The 16,598-nt window shown below is 37.0% G+C and carries 15 protein-coding genes; all 15 read left to right on the top strand.

The genetic code is table 11. The features are described from left to right. The first annotated feature begins 5 nt into the window (after positions 1 to 5). Positions 6 to 1,505: a GH3 family domain-containing protein gene (locus D7Z94_RS02780; RefSeq protein ID WP_120709975.1), complete on the top strand. Its 1,500-nt coding sequence runs from the start codon at positions 6 to 8 to the stop codon at positions 1,503 to 1,505. Positions 1,506 to 1,557: 52 nt separating this feature from the next. Further along, positions 1,558 to 3,246 (top strand): DUF6909 family protein, encoded by a 1,689-nt coding sequence (locus tag D7Z94_RS02775; protein ID WP_120709974.1) that lies wholly within the window; start codon positions 1,558 to 1,560, stop codon positions 3,244 to 3,246. A gap of 4 nt (positions 3,247 to 3,250) precedes the next feature. Further along, positions 3,251 to 4,279 (top strand): hypothetical protein, encoded by a 1,029-nt coding sequence (locus tag D7Z94_RS02770; protein ID WP_120709973.1) that lies wholly within the window; start codon positions 3,251 to 3,253, stop codon positions 4,277 to 4,279. Next, on the top strand, positions 4,276 to 5,325 hold the full coding sequence (gene rfbB, locus D7Z94_RS02765; RefSeq protein ID WP_120709972.1) for a dTDP-glucose 4,6-dehydratase: 1,050 nt from the start codon (positions 4,276 to 4,278) through the stop codon (positions 5,323 to 5,325). Before D7Z94_RS02770 ends, rfbB begins: the two co-directional genes overlap by 4 nt. A 4-nt stretch (positions 5,326 to 5,329) precedes the next feature. Next, positions 5,330 to 6,199 carry a glucose-1-phosphate thymidylyltransferase RfbA gene (rfbA, locus tag D7Z94_RS02760; protein WP_120709971.1) on the top strand — a complete coding sequence of 290 codons (870 nt, stop codon included), beginning with the start codon at positions 5,330 to 5,332 and terminating at the stop codon, positions 6,197 to 6,199. Next, positions 6,196 to 6,741 carry a dTDP-4-dehydrorhamnose 3,5-epimerase gene (gene rfbC, locus D7Z94_RS02755; protein ID WP_120709970.1) on the top strand — a complete coding sequence of 182 codons (546 nt, stop codon included), beginning with the start codon at positions 6,196 to 6,198 and terminating at the stop codon, positions 6,739 to 6,741. The genes rfbA and rfbC overlap by 4 nt, the downstream gene beginning before the upstream one ends. Positions 6,742 to 6,906: 165 nt before the next feature. After that, positions 6,907 to 8,322 (top strand): MBOAT family O-acyltransferase, encoded by a 1,416-nt coding sequence (locus tag D7Z94_RS02750; protein ID WP_120709969.1) that lies wholly within the window; start codon positions 6,907 to 6,909, stop codon positions 8,320 to 8,322. Beyond that, a complete protein-coding gene (locus tag D7Z94_RS02745; RefSeq protein ID WP_120709968.1) occupies positions 8,323 to 10,032 on the top strand; it encodes an alginate O-acetyltransferase AlgX-related protein in 1,710 nt (569 codons plus the stop codon). 133 nt (positions 10,033 to 10,165) lie between these two features. Then, the gene (gene pseB, locus D7Z94_RS02740) at positions 10,166 to 11,173 is read left to right on the top strand and encodes a UDP-N-acetylglucosamine 4,6-dehydratase (inverting) (protein WP_120709967.1); all 1,008 of its coding nucleotides are present in this window, start codon (positions 10,166 to 10,168) and stop codon (positions 11,171 to 11,173) included. 4 nt (positions 11,174 to 11,177) lie between these two features. Beyond that, a complete protein-coding gene (pseC, locus tag D7Z94_RS02735) occupies positions 11,178 to 12,323 on the top strand; it encodes a UDP-4-amino-4,6-dideoxy-N-acetyl-beta-L-altrosamine transaminase (RefSeq protein ID WP_120709966.1) in 1,146 nt (381 codons plus the stop codon). Then, positions 12,316 to 13,008 (top strand): pseudaminic acid cytidylyltransferase, encoded by a 693-nt coding sequence (pseF, locus tag D7Z94_RS02730; protein ID WP_120709965.1) that lies wholly within the window; start codon positions 12,316 to 12,318, stop codon positions 13,006 to 13,008. Before pseC ends, pseF begins: the two co-directional genes overlap by 8 nt. A gap of 10 nt (positions 13,009 to 13,018) precedes the next feature. Continuing rightward, a complete protein-coding gene (locus D7Z94_RS02725; protein ID WP_120709964.1) occupies positions 13,019 to 13,642 on the top strand; it encodes a pseudaminic acid biosynthesis-associated methylase in 624 nt (207 codons plus the stop codon). Between the two features lie 81 nt (positions 13,643 to 13,723). Continuing rightward, a complete protein-coding gene (gene pseG, locus D7Z94_RS02720) occupies positions 13,724 to 14,746 on the top strand; it encodes a UDP-2,4-diacetamido-2,4,6-trideoxy-beta-L-altropyranose hydrolase (RefSeq protein ID WP_120709963.1) in 1,023 nt (340 codons plus the stop codon). A 3-nt stretch (positions 14,747 to 14,749) separates the two neighbouring features. Then, positions 14,750 to 15,898, top strand: a complete 1,149-nt coding sequence (locus tag D7Z94_RS02715; protein WP_120709962.1) for a GNAT family N-acetyltransferase — start codon at positions 14,750 to 14,752, stop codon at positions 15,896 to 15,898. Beyond that, on the top strand, positions 15,876 to 16,586 hold the full coding sequence (locus D7Z94_RS02710) for a PIG-L deacetylase family protein (RefSeq protein WP_120709961.1): 711 nt from the start codon (positions 15,876 to 15,878) through the stop codon (positions 16,584 to 16,586). The genes D7Z94_RS02715 and D7Z94_RS02710 overlap by 23 nt, the downstream gene beginning before the upstream one ends. The last annotated feature ends 12 nt before the right edge of the window (positions 16,587 to 16,598 follow it).

The raw sequence follows: 16,598 nt of genomic DNA, 5'->3' as shown, positions 1-16,598 counted from the left end.
TACAAATGTCCTTAAAATCTTTTGCTGCCAAAATATTTGCTAGACGTGTGGCCAAGAAAACAGCTCATTGGGCCAACCGTCCGATAGCTATGCAAGAAAAGGTATTTAAAGAAATTATCCAGAAAGCTTCAAAAACACAATTTGGCAAGGACCATGATTTCGACAATATTGACTCACACATAGATTTTGTCCGTAACGTACCCATTCGGGACTACGAGCAAATTAAAGGTTATGTAGAAAAAGTGGTAGAGGGGAAGGAGGATGTCTTATGGCCTGGAAAACCCATTTATTTTGCAAAGACCTCAGGAACTACTTCCGGGGCGAAGTATATTCCGATTACTAAAGAATCCATCAAACACCAAGTTGAGGCATCTCGAAATGCCATTTTAAATTATATTCATGAAACCGGAAACTCCGATTTTGTGAATGGCCGGTGGATTTTTCTACAAGGAAGTCCAGTACTTCAGGAAAAGAACGGTGTAAAATTGGGAAGGTTGTCCGGAATATCCGCCCATTATGTTCCCAACTATCTTCAAAAGAACCGCTTGCCCAGTTGGGAAACCAATTGCATAGATGATTGGGAAACCAAGGTAAATACTATTGTGGAAGAGACGGTTAATGAGAACATGACCGTTATCGCTGGTATTCCTTCTTGGGTACAGATGTATTTTGAAAAGCTCCATGAAAAAACGAATCAGGACATCGGTAGCTTGTTCCCGAATTTTCAATTATTCATTTATGGTGGGTTGAATTATGAGCCCTATAGGGCAAAATTTGAAAACTTGATAGGGCGCAAGGTAGATAGCATAGAACTCTTTCCTGCCAGTGAAGGATTTTTTGCTTATCAAGATTCCCAAGAAGAAAAAGGGATGCTCCTTCTGTTGGACTCTGGAATTTTCTATGAGTTTGTAAAGGCTGATGAATATTTTGATGAGGGAGCAAAACGGATTACGATCAAGGAGGTGGAAATCGGTGTTAACTATGTAATGATTGTCTCAACGGATGCCGGTTTATGGGCCTACAACCTTGGGGATACCGTTCAGTTTATTTCTGTTAATCCCTATAAGGTAATTGTTTCGGGGCGTATAAAACATTTCTTATCTGCCTTTGGGGAACATGTCATTGCCAAGGAGGTGGAAGAAGCCATGCAACAAGCTATTGTTGCCACAGATGCCAGAATAAATGAATTTACCGTAGCTCCACAAATAAGTCCGGCAAAGGACGAACTCCCCTACCATGAATGGTTGATCGAGTTTGAGAACGAACCATCCGAAATGGGAAAGTTCATTGAAACCTTGGATATATCACTACAAAAACAGAACAGTTATTATTTTGACCTGATTGATGGGAAGATCCTTCAACCCTTGAAAATCACTCAAATCCAAAAAGGTGGATTTCAGAAGTACATGAAATCCATTGGAAAATTAGGAGGCCAAAACAAAGTACAGCGTTTGGCCAATGACCGAAAGGTTGCAGATGTGCTATCCGCCTATAAGAAAGCCTAGGACAATTAATTCCACATTAATTTTAAATTGTAATTTTGCATGAAATTCTTCAATGGGCAAAACGATTGTTACAACCAGGGCTCAAGAATCTACGAATGCCATAGAACGGCTTTACATCACCATGCGTCATTTGTTCAACCGGGGGTTTTATAAACCCGGCGGGGTTTCTGGAGAGTCTCTAAAAAATGCATTGTTACTTTTGCGGCCAGAAATATATGGTTCCATAACGGAGGAAAAAGCAGAGTTGAAAGGGCTTATCTATGTTTTGGAACGTTTACCACAAGGCATAGAACAATGCCGATTTATAAATCTAACCTCGGACGAAGGTTATGGGAAATCCCACTTCAAGGCCATAGTGCCCCCAAAAAGGAGGCGCAACTGCTATCGTATCGATGATGAGCAGATGAATATAGAAATTACCCGTGGTCGTTCGGATATTTATGATATCCTTACCCATCTTACGTTTCTTTTCATAGAATCCGAAAAGATATGTAAGCGTGTTTTGATTGAGGACACCGATAAGACCATACGCGATTGGGTAAAACTTGAGGAAGCCGTTAAGAAAGAAGAGCTCACCGAAGTAGAAAGAGAAGTAGCATTGATTCACACCGCACAAATTTTAGGCCGTTCCTTTGAAGAGATACTTGAGGTTTATGGAGAACTGGGAACCAGTAAAAACCCCAACCGATTTTTGGAGATAGTGTACTGGTTGGGAAAATTGGCTATCGAAAAAGAAGTTACGGGTAATAAACGCTCCATTACTTTTAGTGCCTTATTGAGAGAAAGACTGGGCCATCACATCCATGGAGAGCAATGGGCCCATACAATCAAGGAAGTTTTGGCAAAGCATTCCCTTTTAGGAAGGCCGATTCATATAATCAGTGCCAATATGCATAGTGTAATGAACACACTATTTGCGCATAATGCCCTAAAAAAAGAGTTTCCGAACATTAATGACTCCTTGGAATTATATGAAGCATTGAGCTTACCTAAGAACCAAAAGCTACGGGACAAAGTAATGGCTATAGCTAAAAAAAATGGAATGCTGGTCATTGATGATGCATCGGGAACAAACATTGATGTTCAGATTTTCGACTTGGCCAGATTGGGCACGGATGCCTGTTGTTACGAATTGGCCAAGGACATTCCGGATGAAGAAAAACCTGTTATCTTTGTAATGGATTATGCCTTTGGGGAACAAGCTTATGAGACCATAGACGAGTTTTTAAAACCATATAAGGCAAAGAAAAAGAAACCTGTTTTTTTGAACATTGCATCTGTATCCATTATGGGGAAAGCTGGCATATTGGAAGGGGGCAAAGGCGATTTAATGATTCCATCCGCACATATTTTTGAAGGAACAGCGGATAATTATCCTTTTAAGAATGAACTTTGTAAGGAAGATTTTGAAGGGTATGGATTACAAGTTTTTGAAGGTGCCATGGTAACGGTCTTGGGCACATCCCTTCAGAATAAGGACATTCTCAAGTTTTTTCATCAATCCACCTGGAATGTCATAGGTTTAGAAATGGAGGGCGTACACTATCAAAAGGCCATTCAATCCGCTTCTAAGATAAGAAAGAGCATTAAGGAAGACGTAAAGGTGCGTTATGCCTATTATGCTTCGGACAATCCTTTGGAAACTGGTAGTACGTTGTCTTCTGGAGGCCTTGGCACCACAGGCGTAAAACCTACATACCTAATAACAGACCGAATTTTAGAACAAATTTTCAATTCATAGATATATGGCGGATAAACAATCACATAACAACCAGAATTCTTCTGATGAAATAGACTTGGGGCAACTATTTCAGATGATGGGAAAAGGTTTTGACAGAGTCTTTAGGAGCTTCCTTAGGCTGTTTTTATATCTGAAGAAAAACGTCTTGATTTTAATCGGATTAGTCGTTTTGGGAGTGGCAATAGGTTTTGGGCTCAATCAAATTGTAACCAGAGGAATGAAGACCGATGTAATTGTAAAACCTAATTTGGAGAGCAAGAATTACCTATATAGTGTGATTGACGAAATCCAGTCTAATATTAAAGCACAGGACACCTCTTTTTTCCGATCCTTGGGAATATCACTTGACAGGCTTAAAGGGTTTAAAGTTGAAATAGAACCTGTAGAGGTAAAACAGGGAGGTAAGAACTTAGAGGATCAAATGAAATATCTGGAAACCCTACAGAATTTTGAGAATACAGCCATTATTTCGGATGTGGTCCGCACTGAAATCTTGAATAACAGTTCACTCAATCACCGAATAAGCTTTTTCTATAAAGATGCGGTCTATGGTCAAAAATGTGCAAAAAAACTAATGGATTACATCAATTCCAATCCGTATTTTAAGGAGCTAATTCATATTTATCATGAAAATGCCAACGAGCGAATAAAAAAAAATGAAGCCGTTATAAAACAGTTGGATAATCTAATCTCCAATTACTCAGAAAAAATCGGGAAAAATGATAATCCCATTGGAGAGGGCAAAATATTTTTGGATAATGAAGAAAGCTTGGATATGAAGGGCCTTTTTGAGTTAAAAAACAATTTAATCCGAGATAACGAAAGAAAAAGACTCGAACTCAAAGAACAGACAAGCACGGTTAGCATCATAAATTTTGGCAGGCCCCAGCAAGTACAGAAAGCTTTTTTTGGAAAGAATATTGTGCTATTACCTACACTTTTAGTTTGTCTGTTCTTCATTTACTCCGTAATTAAATATCTTAACAAAAAAGCCTCAGAAATAGAAGTTTTAAACACAGAAAGGTCACAATGAATATATTGATAACAGGGGGAGCAGGTTTTATAGGCTCACATGTCGTGCGCCGTTTGGTAAGGAACTATCCTACTTACAACATTTTTAACCTTGATGCACTGACCTACGCAGGTAACCTGGAAAATTTGAGGGATATAGATACTGAACCCAACTATACATTCTTAAAGGGTGATATTGTGGATGACGGGTATATTAATAAAATATTTGATTCGTACCATTTTGATGGGGTCATCCATTTGGCAGCGGAATCTCATGTAGACCGATCAATTGCTGATCCACTCGCATTTGTAAAAACCAATATTATAGGTACCGTAAACTTACTGAATACGGCTTGCAGTTTCTGGAAAGGAGAAGAAGCAAATAAGCGCTTTTACCATATCAGTACGGATGAAGTCTATGGGTCCCTAGGTACGGAAGGACTGTTTTTGGAAACGACTGCTTATGATCCCAATTCTCCGTATTCAGCTTCAAAGGCAAGTTCAGACCATTTCGTGCGTGCATATGGAGAGACCTATGGGTTGCCCTATGTAATAACCAATTGTTCCAATAACTATGGGCCAAATCATTTTCCGGAAAAGCTCATTCCACTTTTTATTAACAACATTATTGAAGAGAGACCACTTCCTGTTTATGGGGATGGAGAAAACACTAGGGATTGGTTGTTCGTGGAGGATCATGCTAGAGCCATTGATTTGGTATTTCATAAAGGAAAAAATCACGAAACATATAACATAGGGGGTTTTAATGAATGGAAAAATATCGATTTGGTTAGGCTATTGTGTAGGCTTATGGATCAGAAATTAGGTCGACCCAAAGGTTTTTCCGAAAAGTTGATTGCCTATGTCAATGACCGTCCCGGGCATGATTTACGTTACGCAATTGATGCGAGCAAGATTAACAAGGAACTGGGTTGGGAGCCCTCGGTAACATTTGAGCAGGGGCTTGACCGCACTATTGACTGGTACCTCCAAAACAAAGAATGGCTTAACAATGTGACTTCGGGGGATTATCAGGAATATTATCAGAAAATGTACGCCAAAGTTTAGATAAATGAAGGGAATTATACTCGCGGGAGGCTCGGGAACTCGACTACATCCCTTAACACTTTCGGTAAGTAAGCAGTTAATGCCTATTTACGATAAACCCATGATTTATTACCCCTTGTCGACCCTCATGTATGCTGATATTCGGGAAATTTTAATTATTTCTACCCCAAAGGACCTGCCACTTTTCAAGGAACTTCTGGGGAATGGTGAAAAATATGGATGTAGTTTTTCTTATGCTGTTCAAGAGGCTCCCAATGGACTGGCAGAAGCGTTTATTATCGGCGCTGACTTTATTGGGGACGACAAAGTGGCCCTAATCCTGGGCGATAATATCTTCTATGGATCTGGGCTGGCAAAACTGTTGCAGTCCAACAATGACCCTGATGGAGGTATTATTTATGCATATCGCGTATATGACCCTGAACGCTATGGAGTGGTAGAATTCAATGAAAAAGGCAAGGCTATTAGTATTGAGGAAAAACCTGAACGTCCCAAGTCGAATTACGCCGTTCCAGGAATCTATTTTTATGATAACGATGTTGTTGAAATAGCCAAGAATATACCGCCAAGTAATCGAGGAGAGTTGGAAATTACCGATGTTAACAAAGCATACCTTGAGCGAAAAAAACTTAGTGTAAGCATCTTAGATAGAGGCACCGCTTGGTTAGATACTGGAACTTTCCAATCTTTGATGCAGGCCTCTCAATTTGTTGAGGTAATTGAAGAGCGACAAGGCCTTAAAATAGGCGCTATTGAGGCCGCTGCCTATGAAATGGGCTTTATCAACAAAGACCAGTTCAAACGTCTGGCAGAACCCCTAATGAAAAGCGGTTATGGTAAAAATTTATTGGGAATCCTAAGGAGGAATCAATGAAGGTAACTCAAACCAAATTTAAGGGATGTTTTGTTTTGGAGCCTAAAGTTTTCGAAGATGAACGTGGCTATTTCATGGAACCCTTCAACCAAGATAGGTTTAATAAAAGTATTGGTAGAACCATCCATTTTGTGCAGGACAATCAATCATACTCCATAAAAGGTGTTGTACGTGCCCTACATTATCAAATTGGGAAATATTCTCAAGCCAAGCTAGTCCGGGTTTTACAGGGTAGAGTCCTCGATGTAGCAGTAGACCTAAGAAAGGATTCGCCAACATTTGGAGAGCATATTTCTGTCGAACTCAGTTCTAAAAACAAAAAACAACTTTTTATTCCGAGAGGATTTGCCCATGGCTTTTCTGTTTTAAGCAATAAAGCTGAGTTTTTCTATAAATGTGATAATTATTATAATAAGGAATCCGAAAGGGGAATATTGTTTAATGACCCCGCCTTGGGCATCGATTGGAAATTATCACCGAATGAAATAAGGCTATCTGTCAAAGACCTTAATTTACCCATATTACGAAATGCACACCTATAGCGAGAAAAGTTTTGGTTCCCAGAGGGAAAGAGCATGGCTAGCTTTATTGAACACGTTGAAAAGATTCGTGGAGACCTGGATTTTTCTTTTATCGACTGCAAAGATTTAGAAATTAAGAATGCTAGTAAGGTCAACGCCATATTAAAAAAATTGCAATAGCATACCATGGTTTTTAGCTCCGTCACCTTTCTTTTTATTTTTTTGCCATTGGTACTTTTGGGGTATTACCTTGTCAGCACTAAGTTCCGGAATATATTTCTAACCGTCTCCAGTTTGTTCTTCTATGCATGGGGTGAACAGGAGCTTGTTATGCTAATGATTTTTTCAATAGCCGTTAACTATTTGGGCGGACTGTCTATCGAACATATGGAAGAAACCGGAAGAAAAAAATGGACCAGAATTTCATTATTTTTCTTTGTTTCTATTAATATTTTGGTATTGGGCTATTTCAAGTACATTGATTTTTTCATCAATAGCTTTAACAACTTAGGGCTTTTGAGAATATCAAGCTTGGCAGAAATAATTCTTCCCATAGGCATTTCGTTTTTCACCTTTCAAGGGATGTCTTATCTCATTGATGTTTATTATCGGAGGGTCAAAGCCCAAAAAAACCTGATATCACTAGCCTTATATATCTCAATGTTCCCACAATTGATTGCCGGCCCCATTGTTCGGTATATTGATGTTTCAAAACAAATAGAGGCCATAAGACGGTTTAATACCGCACAATTTCAACAAGGAACTAAAAGGTTCATAATCGGTTTGTTCAAGAAGGTCATTATTGCTAACCAAATGGGCTTTATTGCCGATTTCGTTTTTAATAATAGCCATGAAGTGGGCTTGCTCTCTTTATGGATAGGTGTTGTCTGTTATGCCTTTCAGATTTATTTCGATTTCTCGGGATATTCCGACATGGCCATAGGGTTGGGCAAAATGTTCGGGTTTGACTTTTTAGAAAACTTTGACTACCCCTATATTAGTCAATCTATCCAGGAATTTTGGAGAAGATGGCACATCTCGCTGTCAAGTTGGTTTCGAGATTACCTATATATACCCCTTGGAGGAAATAGAAAGGGAGTGTCAAGAACTTATATTAATTTGATTATAGTCTTTTTTATAACGGGCCTATGGCATGGTGCCAGCTGGAATTTTGTAATTTGGGGCTTATATCATGGTTTCTTTTTGATTCTTGAAAGATTGTTTTTGGGAAATTTTCTTTCCAAGGCACCTAAATTAGTATCCCATGTCTATACGTTACTCGTCGTCTTGTTCGGTTGGGTGTTGTTTAGAGCGGAAACGCTCGAAGAGGCAATGGTTTATATGAAAGGAATGTTTATCACCAGCACTATGGGTAATGAGCTTGTCTTTCAATATCTGAATTTATATTTTGTTTTTGTTTTAGTACTGGCCCTTGCATTTTCGACCCCTATAAAGAACTATTTCTCTAACCTTGTTTCCAATCATATTTCAAAATCAAAACAAAGAATTATTGTGTATCCTATTGTACTGTTCCTGTTCTTCTTTACAATACTTGAATTAGCGGAAAGTAATTATAACCCATTTATTTATTTCAGATTTTAGATGAAAAAAATTACTTTGTACAGCATCCTATTTTGCTTTTTGTTTGTTATACTTTTTGTTTTTAATGCAAAATATATTGTAATTAATTATCAGCCCAAAAAGTTAAAAGTATACATTGAAGTTATTAGTACAGAAGAAGACATTTTTCAACTTTATTATCGTGAGGTAGATGGCAAGTTAAACGAAAGTCTATCACAAAAGATTAAAATTGAAGCTTCTGAAGAAGTTCAAAAGTTGAAATTCGATATACCTGATTCACTCAACGTTTCACATTTCAGGTTTGATTATGGAAACAGGGGGCGAAAATCGGATGTGCTAATTAATGAAATAACCTTTGCTTACAATGGGAACAAAGAGATAATTAGTTCTAACCTAATAACAGAATTTTTTAGGATAAACCGTTATTCGGAAAAACGTGAAAATAGATTTTCTAGAAAAACCATAGAGGGTCTTTCTAATCCATTTTTGCTTTCCCGTGATCTTGAAAAACTAATTAATTGTTTAAAGGAAAAACCCAATTATAGTAGGGTAACTTTGAATATTCTACTTTCAGCGGTATTGGCTTTTAGTGTCATTATTGCTCTTTTGTTTTATTCGAAGAAAAAAAGCATCCTTGTTTCTATTGATTTCATATTTGTCTTCGCATTTATGTTACTACTGATACTTCCTCACATGGACGAATATTTCAATCTTGATACTATAGCCATTTCAGAAAAAAGAGACCTTCAAAAAAAGCCGGAACTTACAGTTGAGAATTATGATGAATATCCTAAAGAGTTCGAAAACTACTATAATGATAACTTCGGATTTCGTAAAAGAATGGTATCGATTGGGGCAATGCTCAAAATCAAACTTTTTAATTCAACACCCAATTCGAATAATGTAATCGTAGGGAACGAAGATTGGCTATTTTATTGGAAAAGTGATATTATAAAAAACTCCTATTTAAACAAAAACCCATTCTCTAAGGAAGATTTAGGGACATATGGAAATAGTATCTTGGAGATGAAGAATTTTTGTCTACAAAAGAATAAGTTCTTTCTTGCTACAGTCTATCCCAATAAACATACGATATATGAGGATAAAATACCAAAAAGGATTGGAAAAATAAAAAAGGATACCAACGAACGAATAAATCAATTTTATGCCTTCTTAAATAAGAATAAAGTTTTAAATGTCGACCACAGAGACACGTTGATGGCATCCAAAGACAACCATCAATTGTACTTAAAAAACGATTCACACTGGAATGCGAATGGCGCTTATTATGCGTATTTCCATATACTAAAAATGATATCGGAATACGATAGTATGATTTCACCCCCCTTGCCAAGAAAGGAATTCAAATTGATTGAGGTTGAAAACTATAAAGGAGGCGATTTATTGCCCATATTGGGAATTGATAATAGCTTTGAGTTTTTTACCGACACTTATATTAAACATCCGCCTCGGGAGCCACATTTTAAAAGTACTGAAAGCGCATATGGCAAGGGCACATTATTAATAGAGAATCTCAAATCCGATAATCTAAAAACTGCGGTATTTTTTGGAGATTCCTATTCAAAAGAGCTTATTAAATTCATACCACTTCATTTTAGAAAAACGGTGTTGATCAGTAGTATTCAACTTAAAAAAGCATGGTTAGAAGATATTAATCCTGACATCATTGTATATGGCATAGTTGAAAGAAACCTAGAAAATTTTGAATAGAACAGGGTATTTGAACCGAAAATAGGAGGAAATAGGTGCTGGACTAAAATTTTCAAAACTTGACGGCCGATATAATTAATGGTAGTTTTGTTAAAAGAAAACCAGCATAAAGATTTTAATTACAAGAAATGATATGGATTTTAAAGGAAAATCACTATTAATAACAGGAGGAACTGGGTCCTTGGGAAAGGCTTTGACCACCCATATTTTATCCAATTACCCAGGAATAAGAAGATTGATTATTTTTTCTAGGGATGAGCAGAAGCAGTTTCAGATGGCACAAGAGTTTACGTCTATTGAGTTTCCCCAGTTGCGATTTTTTATTGGAGATGTACGTGATAAGCCCAGATTGAAACGTGCTTTTCAGGGGGTTGATTACGTTATTCATGCAGCCGCCATGAAGCATGTTCATTTAGCGGAATACAACCCCGAAGAATGCATTAAAACAAATATTGGAGGTGCTCAAAATGTGGTTGATGCTTGTTTTGAAACCAATGTTCAAAGAGTAGTTGCGCTCTCGACCGATAAGGCGTGCGCCCCTATAAATTTATACGGAGCGACTAAACTAACTTCGGACAAGCTTTTTGTGGCAGCTAATAATATTAAAGGGGATAATCCCATACGCTTTTCGGTAGTGAGGTATGGGAATGTAATGGGATCTAATGGCTCGGTCATTCCTTTTTTTATAAACAAAAGAAAAGAAGGAAGTTTACCGATAACAGATCCAGATATGACCAGGTTCAATATTTCCCTTCAAGGTGGTGTTGATATGGTAATGCATGCGATGGAATACGCCTGGGGAGGAGAAATATTTGTACCTAAAATCCCTTCGTATAAAATTTTGGATGTTGCTCAAGCCATCGCCCCTGAAGCTAAAAAGCCAATAGTTGGCATTCGACCAGGTGAAAAAATACATGAGGAGATGATAACGCCATCTGATTCGTTTTACACATATGATTTAGGCAAATATTATACAATCTTACCAGCTACGCCTAATTGGAAAACAGAAGATTTTAAAAAGGAGTTCAAGGCACAGCCAGTAGCACCCAACTTCAGCTATAATTCTGGCGAAAATGAAGAATGGGAAACCGTAGATAGCCTAAGGAAGCTTATAAAAAAACACGTGGACCCCAATTTTTAGCCAAATGAAAGTAATACCTTACGGAAAGCAAGCCATCGATCAAAGCGATATAGATGCGGTTGTCAAAACCCTTACGGGAGATTTTTTAACCCAAGGACCAAAAATTCAAGAATTTGAAGAGAGGTTTTCCTCATATGTAGGAAGTGAATATGCAGTAGCTGTAAGCAATGCGACCGCAGGTTTACATATAGGTGTCATGGCACTAGGCCTAAAACCTGGCGAACGTGTAATTACCACACCTATTACCTTTGCTGCTTCCGCAAATTGTGTGCGTTATGCAGGGGGCGAAGTTTGGTTTGCCGATATTGATAGAGATAGTTATGTCCTTTCTTTGGAAAGTACCCGAAGACTTATCGAAAGTAAACCCAACGGCTTTTTTAAAGGAATTATTCCTGTTGACTTTGGTGGCCTGCCCGTGAATTTGGAAGATTTTAGAACGCTTGCCTTTGAACATGACCTTTGGATGATAGAGGATGCCTGTCATGCACCTGGAGGGTATTTTTATAATTCTAAAGGAATTAAGCAAATGTGTGGTAACGCAGAATATGCTGATTTAGGTATTTTTTCATTTCATCCCGTAAAGCATATTGCATGTGGGGAGGGCGGAATGGTGACCACAAATTCTAAGCAATTGTATGAGAAATTAATACGCCTACGGACCCATGGTATTACGAAAGAAAACATGATCCAGAACCATGGCGGTTGGTATTACGAAATGCAGGAATTAGGATTCAATTATAGATTGACAGATATACAAGCAGCTTTAGGGATTACACAGCTTGCCAAGAATATTGAAGGGGTTAAAAAAAGAAATAAAATAGCCGATAGGTACAAAAAGGCATTTAACGGCAAGATTAAGTACCAGTACCTCCCAGAGGGGGTATTGAACGCGCATCATTTATTTATAATCGAAGTAAACGATCGAAAAGGGCTTTATGATTTTTTGAGAACGCAGAAAATATTTACGCAAGTACATTATATCCCAGTGCATACTTTACCCTATTACAAAAAAATAGGATATGGAAATGCAGATTTAAAAAACGCAGAAAATTACTATTTAAAATGTCTTAGCTTACCCATGTACCCAACGTTGACCGAAGAAGAGCAACGTTTTGTAATCGAAAAAACGTTATATTTTGTCAATGGCTAGAGTAGCAATAATACCAGCTCGTGGAGGAAGCAAGCGTATTCCTAGAAAAAATATCAAACCGTTTTTTGGGAAACCGATAATCGCATATTCCATAGAGGCTGCCTTGGAATCGAACCTTTTTGAAGCAGTAATGGTTTCCACCGATGACGCTGAGATAGCAGATGTTGCAAAAAGGTATGGAGCCAAAGTGCCATTTTTAAGAAGTGAAAGGAATGCTAATGATTTTTCGACCACCGTTGATGTACTATTGGAGGTAATCGAGACCTATGAAAAAGCTGAAGCCATTTTTGAATACGGTTGTTGCATCTATCCAACAGCTCCTTTTGTGACAAAAGATGTTCTGGCCAAAGGCTATGAACAGATGATTTTTGGGAAATTTGATACTGTTTTCCCGATAGTTCGATTTAGCTTTCCCGTTCAAAGAGCTCTATGTGTTGATGATAAAACGGGCAAGATACGAATGTTCAGCCCCGAGCACATAAACACTAGATCTCAAGATTTGGAAGCCTCTTTCCATGATGCAGGCCAGTTTTATTGGTTCAAAATAGAGGCTTTAAAAAGGCATAAAAAACTTTGGGCGGACAATAGCGGTTATATAGAGACCAACGAACTCATGGCACAGGATATAGACAACGCCACCGATTGGAAACTGGCAGAACTAAAGTATAAATTGAAAAATAAATAAATTAGGCAAAATGAATGAGAAGTTTAAAACACCCCAAGAAGAGTTTTGGGCAGGAGAATTTGGAGAAGAATACATTGAAAGAAATCAGGGAAAGCATTTGCTGGCGTCGAATTTGAATTTCTTCAACCTATGTCTAAAACAGGTGCAAAAACCGGCTTCGATACTTGAATTCGGAGCTAACATCGGAATGAATCTAAAAGCTTTAAAATTATTGTTTCCCGACAGCCTATTAAAAGGAATAGAAATCAATAAAAAAGCGGCCGATCAATTAAAGAAAACAATAGGCGATGCTAATGTTTTCAACCAATCTATTTTCGATTTCACCTCGGAGGAAAAATTTGATGTGGCCATGATCAAAGGTGTTTTGATACACATTAACCCCGAGATGTTGGATGTCGTTTATGAAAAGTTGTATGCAGCCTCCAAAAAGCATATCCTTATTGCAGAATATTATAATCCATCCCCTGTAACCATTAATTATCGAGGGCATAAAGATCGATTGTTCAAAAGAGATTTTGCAGGGGAAATGATGGCCAAATATCCTTCTTTGCAATTGGCTGATTATGGATTTTCATATCGGAAGGATATCAATTTTCCACAAGATGACATCACTTGGTTTTTGCTTAAAAAGTAAAAGACTCTGGCCATCTGCCAAGTTGATTAATTGACTCAATACCGATACACTTTTAAGGTTTTCGACATTACATGATAACGGATGACAAAAAAGAGAATCCTTTTTAGGGCCGATGGCAATTCAGAGACCGGGTTGGGGCATTTATACCGCTTATTTGCCTTGGTTGAGGTCTATAAAAGTCATTTCGAATATTGTTTTGTAACCCAGGCATCCTCTTCTTGGAGGGTTGTTCCTAAAGAATATAATTTAAATCTCATACCTGAATCCATATCAATTAAAGATGAACCCGAATGGCTCTCGAATCGATTTAATTCCTCGGAACACATAATAGTTGCTGATGGATATCACTTTGATAGTGGGTATCAAAGATTAATAACGGAGGCAGGCTTTAATTTAATGTATATTGATGATTTGGTCAAGGAAGAAATGTATGCTGATATTGTTGTTAATCATTCTGTTGGCATTACAGAAAAGAATTATAAGTCAAAATCCAGTACTATTTTTGCATTGGGAACAGAATATACAATTTTAAGACCTTTGTTTTTGGAGCGGGCAAAGAAAAGAAAACATGCTAAGGTGATTAATAGCCTCTTTGTTTGTTTTGGAGGATCCGATTTTTTTAATCTAACCAATATATGTGTTAAAGGAGCCTTGCAGGTTGATTCGATTGAACGCATTCATGCTGTGTTAGGAGAGGCATACAAACATATTGAAATATTTAATACTGTGGCCAATGACCAAGGTAAAGTTAAAATTCATCGAAATCTTGCAGAAGCAGAGATATTAAATTTGATGGAAGAATGTCAATTGGCCATTTTACCGACAAGCACTATTTGTTACGAGGCTTGTGCTGTGAAATTGGCAATAATTGGAGGTTATTATGTAGATAATCAGAAGAATATCTATAATGGACTTGTGGCTAATGATATTATTTACCCAGCAGGTGATTTTACCCAATTATCGGATTTAGATTACAAAACACTTATCCAATCTGTTTTGAATGACCCCTTATTCAGGCATCAACAAAAATTAGATAAACAAAAGTTTTTTTTTGATGGCAAACAGAAATCGCGTTTTCAATTATTAATAGAAAAGATAGTGTAACTGATGATAACTTTAAGAGACTTACATAAGAATGACCTTAAACTCCTGTTTGACTGGGCCAATAATTTTACAGTAAGGAAAAATGCTCTTAATAAACAAGAAATTAAATGGGAGCATCATCAAGTTTGGTTTAAAAAGAAGATGAATGCTGCAAATAGTCATATTTTTATTTTAGAGGATGAGACAGTTAGTATTGGACAAATAAGATTTGACAGAATAAATGAAAATCTTTTCGAAATAGACTACTCCATTGATGAGAACTATAGGGGGAAAGGATATGGAAGTAAAATAATTCAGTTAGGAATTACTAAGTTCTATCAACACGAAGAAAGTACGGCCATTCTACGAGGTTTGGTTCAGGAAGACAATATAGCCTCAAGCAAGACTTTTCTTAAAAGTTCTTTTATGGAAGTTGGTAGCGAAGTAATAAATGAATTACGTTACATAATCTATGAATATAGACTTGTTGCTAAAACGTACGTAATCTTATCATCACAAAAGTGGAATGCAGAATTGGTTTTTTCATTAAAAAGAAAATTTCCGCATTATAATTTCGTGGAGATAATTGACAGGAAGGATTTCTTGTTGCAGAATCTAGAAAAAATTAAACCACATACGGTTTTTATACCGCATTGGTCTTACATAATTCCCCAAGAAATTTTCACCAAATATGAATGTATTGTTTTCCATATGACAGACCTGCCTTATGGCAGAGGGGGCAGTCCATTGCAAAACTTAATTGTTCAAGGAAAAAAATCTACAAAGATATCCGCATTAAAAGTTGTGCAGGAGATTGATGCAGGCCCCATCTTCTTAAAGAAAAAAATGAACTTATTAGGTACAGCTGAAGAGATTTTCATAAGAGCCAATACAATTGTTGAAAATATGATTTTTGAGATTATAGCTCATGGTCTTCAACCAAAGGACCAACAAGGGGTTCCTTTCTTTTTTAAAAGAAGAACTCCTGAAATGAGCAAAATTGATACGAAACTAGATACCATTGAAGCATTATATGATCAAATCAGAATGTTAGATGCAGATGGCTATCCAAATGCATACTTGGAGACAGAATTTTTTAAATACGAATTTACAAGGGCGTCGTTAAAAACTGGCGAAAAAATAATAGCAGATGTTAGAATCATTAAGAAATAAAAAAATTCTGGTTGTAGTTGCACATCCAGATGATGAATTATTAGGGCTAGGTTCTAGTATGCATAGATTAATTCATAGTTATAATTGTAAAATTAGAACGGTCATTTTAGGAGAAGGAATCACTTCAAGAGGAGAAAAAAGAGATTTAGAAGAATGGAAATTGAAATTGAAAAGACATAAAGAAAATATAGAAGCCGCTCGAAAAATTATTGGTTATGAATCTGTTGGAGTATATGATTTTCCCGATAATAGATTTGATGGAGTGGATCTTTTGGATATAATTAAAGTTGTAGAGGCAGAAAAAGAGAACTTTAATCCTGAAATAATATTTACCCATCATGGAGGAGATGTTAATATAGACCATCAACGGACTTTTGAGGCGGTAATTACCGCTGCCAGACCTATGGAACATGAAAGTGTGCATACTATTATTACCTTCGAAACACCATCTGGCACAGAATGGAGGGCCTCCTCTGATCCAAAACAATTCATTCCGAATTTCTATATTGAAATATTCGAAGAAAATTTAAGAGCTAAGATAGATGGCATGCAAAGTTACGAATTTGAAAAAAGAGATTTTCCGCATCCCAGATCGCCAGAAGCCTTAACTATTTTGGCAAAGCAACGAGGAATAACCGTGGGTAAAAATTTAGTTGAATCATTTATGATTATTAGATTGATTGCTTAATCGATATTATCA

This window comes from Ulvibacterium marinum, assembly GCF_003626755.1.
GTDB classification, from domain to species: domain Bacteria; phylum Bacteroidota; class Bacteroidia; order Flavobacteriales; family Flavobacteriaceae; genus Ulvibacterium; species Ulvibacterium marinum.
Note: the sequence above shows the minus strand (reverse complement) of the source record. Positions and strands in the feature narration are given on the sequence as shown.